The organism is Prosthecobacter sp. (assembly GCF_020439865.1).
Lineage (GTDB): Bacteria > Verrucomicrobiota > Verrucomicrobiia > Verrucomicrobiales > Verrucomicrobiaceae > Prosthecobacter.
Genome location: NZ_JAGRPF010000104.1, coordinates 70,584 through 76,807, shown reverse-complemented (window position 1 = coordinate 76,807; position 6,224 = coordinate 70,584). Strand labels below are relative to the sequence as shown.

4 protein-coding genes are annotated in these 6,224 nt (G+C 60.6%); all 4 read right to left on the bottom strand.

Annotated elements, in window-relative coordinates; translation table 11 throughout:
• Positions 1 to 286: 286 nt before the first annotated feature.
• From KDL09_RS11870 to KDL09_RS11855, 4 genes are read right to left on the bottom strand one after another with little or no spacing between them, the layout of a single operon-like run.
• Positions 287 to 727 (bottom strand): hypothetical protein, encoded by a 441-nt coding sequence (locus KDL09_RS11870; protein ID WP_294385097.1) that lies wholly within the window; start codon positions 725 to 727, stop codon positions 287 to 289.
• On the bottom strand, positions 724 to 3,822 hold the full coding sequence (locus KDL09_RS11865) for an efflux RND transporter permease subunit (RefSeq protein WP_294385096.1): 3,099 nt from the start codon (positions 3,820 to 3,822) through the stop codon (positions 724 to 726). The genes KDL09_RS11870 and KDL09_RS11865 overlap by 4 nt, the downstream gene beginning before the upstream one ends.
• Before the next feature lie 4 nt (positions 3,823 to 3,826).
• Positions 3,827 to 4,927: an efflux RND transporter periplasmic adaptor subunit gene (locus KDL09_RS11860; protein ID WP_294385094.1), complete on the bottom strand. Its 1,101-nt coding sequence runs from the start codon at positions 4,925 to 4,927 to the stop codon at positions 3,827 to 3,829.
• Entirely contained in the window at positions 4,924 to 6,141 is a 1,218-nt protein-coding gene (locus KDL09_RS11855) for a TolC family protein (protein ID WP_294385092.1), read from the bottom strand. Before KDL09_RS11855 ends, KDL09_RS11860 begins: the two co-directional genes overlap by 4 nt.
• Positions 6,142 to 6,224: the final 83 nt, after the last annotated feature.

The following is a 6,224-nucleotide window of genomic DNA, read 5'->3' as shown; positions in this document are numbered from 1 at the left end:
GGAGGGCTGGGGATCTGATTTCGTCGCAATGGCAGGGGGCTGAAACATGCCCGCCCCGCAGAGAAGTGTGATCACAGCATCGCCATGCTGCGCTCAAACTTGTCCTTGACGCACTTTTTCAGAGAAGTGTGCAAAAAGTTGACAAACCAAATCGCGCAGAACGCAAGGAGCCGGGCCTCCCATTGAAGGCATGGCCGTGTGACCTGGGATCAACCGCAGCGGCAGGCAGGTCTGTCTTCACCTAAGCGGATGGTGGACGGTGACGCTCCGATTCTCGCGCGTCATTTCACTTCTTGTCCTTGTCAGGCTTGCACTTGCACACCCATTCCTGCTCTTTGCACTCCTCGCAGATCTTCGTGTTGTACTCGAAGCGGGCGGTGATTGCCTTGGCATCGGGAGTGTTTTTGTATTGAAGGATGAGCCATTCACCATCCTTCACCAAGGGAACAACGAAACCTGTCTTGTCGGCCTCCACGGCGAGTTTCTGCGGCTTGGCACGGTCTCCGGTGGTCGCGGTCAACGTCTGCCCGCTCATGGCGACGGGCTTCATGTCCTTGTCGAGCAGGGCGATGTGAAACTTGCCATCCTTGACGAGGATCTCCCCGTGCATGGTTTCATTTTTGCTGAATTCGAGAATGCGACCGCCGTTGGGGCCAAGTTCGACGCCTTCATGCGCAAGGGCGAAGCCGGTGATGAGTGTGACGAGGAGGATGAGTTTGGTTTTCATAGGCTGTTGTTGGTGTGTTGGGTGTGTTTGAGCGCGGCCTTGCGGCCAAAGAGATAAAAGACGGCGGGCGTGACGAGAAGATCGAGAAAGGTGGAGGACACGAGTCCGCCGAGAATCACGACGGCGACGGGATGGAGGATTTCCTTGCCGGGCTCATGTGCGGATAGCAGCAGCGGGATCAGCGCGATGCCGGCGGCCAGCGCCGTCATCAGCACCGGCACCAATCGCTCCAGTGTGCCACGCACGATCATCTGGCGGGTGAACCCCTCGCCCTCGTGCTTCATCAGATGAAGGTAGTGGCTGAGCATCATGATGCCGTTACGCGCGGCGACACCGCAAACGGCGATGAAACCGACGATGGTGGCAATGCTGATGTTGTTGATCAGCAGCCACGTCAAAACGAGGCCGCCCATGAGCGCGAGCGGGATGTTCAGCATCACCTGCAACGCGAGCGACAGACTGCGGAAGTAGCCGAACAGCAGGATCGTCACCGCGAGCAGCACGAGCGTGAAATAGAAAGTGATGCGCTTCGCCGCGGCCTGCTGCGCCTGGAATTCGCCCTCAAAACGAATGTAGTAGCCGGTCGGAAGCTTCACCTGCTCCTTCACCGCGGTCTCCCACCGGTTCACGAGGCTTTCGAGGTCGCGCACCGAGGTGTTCGCGCCGACCACGATGCGCCGCTGCGTATTCTCGCGATTGATGACGTTCGGGCCGTTGCCTTCGCGGATGTCAGCTACTAGGCGCAATGGAATGCGCTGGCCGTTGTCGGTCTCGACGAGCAGATCGCCGATTTTCTCCGGTGAATCACGCCAGGCCTCCGGCAGCCGCAGCACCAGATCGACTGTGCGCTGTCCTTCACGCAACTCCGCGAGCGTCTTGCCACCAAGCAGCGTGGAGACCTGCTCATTGAGCGCTCCCGGCTGCACGCCGTAGGCCACAGCACGTTCGCGGTTCACCTCAATCTTGATCTGCGGGATGGGCACCTGCGCTTCGAGGATCACATCCGTCAGACCGGGGATCGTTTTGGCGATGTCACGCACCTGTCCACCCTTCTCACGCAGCACGGCGAGATCAGCCCCAAAGATCTTCACCGCGATCTTCGCAGAGACCCCGCTGAGCATGTGCGACAGACGATGACCGATGGGCTGACCGACATTGAGGAAGGTTCCAGGAATGGCCTTCAACTTCTCACGAATCTCCGCAAAGACGACTTCGCGCGGCCTGCCGCCTTCGTGAAACTCGACGTCGAACTCATTCACGCTCACCGGCATGACGTGATCATCCTTTTCGGCACGACCGGCACGACGGCCGACGCTTTTAACCCCGTCAATGCTTTGCAGCAGACGCACGCCGACCTCGCCGATCTCGTTCGACTGCGCCAGCGACGTGCCCGGCGCACCGGCGAGGGAGATGGTGGCGCTGCCTTCATTGAATGCAGGCAGGAATTCCTTCCCCATCATCGGATACAGCATCAGCGCCGCGATCAGCAGCACGCCCGCCAATGCGACGACCAACATCGGTGCGCCGAGCGCCACACGGAGGAAGGTGTTTCGCACGAAGAACTTCATCCCGCGCACCAGAAAGCCGTCGCCATGCTTGCCCGGTTTCGGTTTGAGCAGCAGCGAGCACAGCACTGGAATAACCGTCAGTGAAACGACGAACGACGCCGCCATGCTGGAGATCGTGGCGATGGCAATCGGCGTGAACAAACGTCCTTCGATACCCTCCAGGCCAAACAACGGCATGAACACGAGGATGATGAGCACCGTGGCATAGAGGATCGAGTTCCGGACTTCGCCGGAGGCGCTGGTGATAATATCGAGATGGATTTTTGAAGGATTCTCCCGCAAACGTCGAAACACGTTCTCTACGTCCACGATCGCATCGTCCACCACCATGCCGATGGCGACGGCGAGACCGCCGAGCGTCATCGAATTCACGCTCACGCCGAACAGCTTGAAGATCAGGATCGTCACCGCGAACGACAGAGGCATCGCCGTGAGCGTGATAAAAGTCGTGCGGAAGTTCAGCAGGAAAAGAAACAGGATGATGGCGACCATGACCGCACCGTCGCGGATGGCCTCCTTGAGATTGCCGATGGCATGTTCGATGAAATCGCCCTGGCGGAACATGATCTCCACCGTGACGCCGGGAGGAAGCGAAGGCCTCAGCTCCTCCAGCGCATCCTCGATCTGACGGGAGAGCTTCAGCGTGTCAAAGCCGGGCGCCTTGTCGATGCTGAGGATGACGCCCATCGTGCCGTTCACGCTGGCGTCACCGCGCATTGGCTGAATGCCGTGTCGCACCTCCGCCACATCGCTGATGAGCACGGGACGATCGCCCGCGATTTTGACAACCGTTCGCGCGATGTCCTCCAGCTGTGTCGTCATGCCAAGATTGCGCACCATGATCTCGCGCGGTCCGGCTTGCAGATAGCCGCTGGTCGCATTGCCCGCCGCACGACTCACGGCGACCTCGATTTCATCAAATGTGACGTCATAGGCGGCCATGCGATAGGGATGCGGCTGCACCTGCACCTGCTTCACACCGCCGCCGATCGTGAGCACCTCGGCCACGCCGCTGATGCTCTGCAACCGACGGCGGATCGTCCAGTCCGCCAGCGTGCGCAGATCCCTAGGCGCCATCGTGCCATCCTTGCTGCGCAGTCCCACGAGAAGAATCTCGCCCATGAGCGACGACACAGGCGTCATGCCGGGCTTCGCTTCTTTCGGCAGCGTATTCAGCACCGCCTGCATGCGCTCCTGCACAAGTTGTCGTGCGCGATAGATGTCCGTGCCCCACGCAAATTCCGCGAACACGAGCGACAGTCCCACGTCCGAATTGGATCTCAGGCGGTCGAGCCCGCCGACTCCTTGCACCGCCGACTCAATCGGCAGCGTGACCAGCGTCTCGACTTCCTCCGGTGCCAGACCCGGCGCTTCGGTGAGAATGGTCACCGTCGGCTTCGTCATGTCCGGCAGCACCTCCACCGGCAGCTGCGTCAATGTTTGCACGCCAAACACCAGCACAAGAATCGCGCCCATGAGGATGAGCGGACGATTGTGCAGGGAAAAGCGGATGAGCTTGTTCAGCATGATGTCAGACGGCGACGGGTTTGCGGTTCATCCCAAGCGTCACGACCAGCAGCACAAGCAGCAGCGCACTCGTGCCGGCAAAGAAGGTCGTCAGCATGTTCCAGCCTGCGTCATGCCCTTCGTGATCGTGACCATGGTGTTCCGCAGCGGCGATGTCCTCCTTGGTCATCTCACTGCCATCCTCCTTGTGCGGATGACCGTGCGCGGCATCCAGCGCCTCCTTGAGCGAGACGCTTCCCTTGCCGGCGAAGGCGAGCGCATACGCACCACGCGTCACGACTTCATCTCCAGGCAGAAGCCCCTCGGTGACTTCCGCAAAACGATCGTTCATGGTGCCGACCACGACGGGCACTTTGACGAAGGCGTTCTTCAAATCATAAGCCTTGATGTAAACAAAGCGCTGAGCGCCATCGCCCTGCACGGCGGCGCGTGGGACGGACATCACGTTCTCACGTTTGCCGACCACAACACTGAATTCGGCCTTCATGCCAGGACGCAGCAGCCCATCCGGATTCGCGACGTGAAATGCGGCCTCGATGGTGCCAGAGGCTTCTTCCGCCTCGGCGGCGATGTGAGCAATCTTCGACTCAAACACCTTGTCCGGAAGCGCGGTCACACGAATGTGCGCCTGCACGCCAGGCTTCAATTGGCCCGCCAGATATTGTGGCACGCTGGCCACGGCCTCGACGGTGTTCAGATCGAGAATCTTGATCAGTTCATCGTCCGGCGACACAGGCTGGCCCTGCACGATGTTCACCTTCGACACCAACCCCGCGATGGGCGCCTCAAGCTTGATCACCGGAGGCGGATCGCCGGGCTGACGACTCTCGATCCACGCCACTTCCGCACCTGCATCGACTTCCTGATGCGGAATCACGAGCACGGAGAACGCGCGGCCGGGAATGCGGCTGCTGACGATGGCCGATTTGCCGGGCAGCACTTCAATATGGCCAAGCGAGAAGACCGTGTCCTCAAACGTGGTCTCCTCGGCCTCGGCATATTCGAGCTGGAGATTTTTGACGGCGGTGTCGTCGAGAATGATGTCCGGCTTGGTGGCGGCGCTCAAAGCTGCGGAAAAAGAAAGGAAAAGGAAGAGACGTTTCATGGCTGGGTGGCTCCCGTGGCGGATTCGTAGCGGATGCGGGCGAGGTGAAAATCACGCGTGGCATCCAGCGCGGCGGATTCGAGCTGCAGCCGTTGATCACGCGCGCGCAGCACGGTGAGGAGGTCGGTTTGGCCGCTCTCGTAGGCTTTTTCGAGCTTCTGCGTCTGCTCCAGCACGAGCGGCAGCAGCTTGTCACGCGTCTCGCGGGCCAGGTCCGCATTTGCCTGCATCTCCTTGCGCGCCGTGTCGGCCTCGCTGGCGATTTGTTTGCCCAGAGCCTCGGTTTCGAGCCGATGACGCTCCGCTGTGGCTTTCTTCTCCGCGATCTCGCCCTGATTGCGGTTCCAAAACGGCAGCGGTAGCGAGATGCGGAAGCCGATGTAGCCCGTGCGCTGATAATTGGAGCCCTGCACATGCTGCTGCTCGGGCCCGCCGACGATACCGACTTTGACATCCTGCATTCGGTTGGCTTTGGCGAGATCGGCATCGGTTTGCGCGGCCTGTGTCTTGGTCTGTGCGAGCTGGTAGTCGGCACGGCGCTGCCAGGGTGTAACGTTAGGCATCACAAGCGCGGGCAGGTCGCCGCTGATGACCAGCGGATCGCCGGGTGCGATGCCGAGCATCGGCTTCAGGACACCCAGCAGGCTGATAAGTTCGGTTTCGAGCTTGCGGCCTTCAAGCAGGAGACGCTGCGCATCCACCTGCGCCTGGGCAGCGTCGAGCGGCGAGATTTCACCTTTCGCCGCCCGGCCCTTCGCGAAGTCGGAAAGCTTTTTCGCAAGCTCCGTCTGCTGCTGGCGCAGAACGCGCTGCTTCTCGATGGCCAGCAGCCTGATTGCCTGGGTGCGGGCCTCTGCAATCAGACGGCGCTCGACATCGCGCACTTCCAGCTCCGCAGCGCTGACCAGCTGGGTCGTGAGCTTTTTCTCCAGCGACAGACGACGTGTCAGCGGAAATGCCTGTTCAAAGGCAAACTCGCCCGTCACCGGACTGAGACGGCTTTCAGTGCGGTAATCAAAACCCAGGGAAGGATTCGACAGCCGACCCGAGCCAAGCTGACGCCCTCGGGCTTCATCGATGACAAAACGTGCCGCCGTAAGCGTGGGATGATGCGCACGCACGCGCCCCGCGACGCCTGAAAGCGGCAGCGTAAGCGCCGAGACGTCGGAGCAGGTGAAGAGAACAAGGGAAAACGATAGGAATGAACGGTGCATGGCAGTGCAGTTGAGAATATCCGGGCACAAGGAAGCCTCTGGCCCACGACGGGAATGCGGACGCGCCTGCCATCATTCGTGGA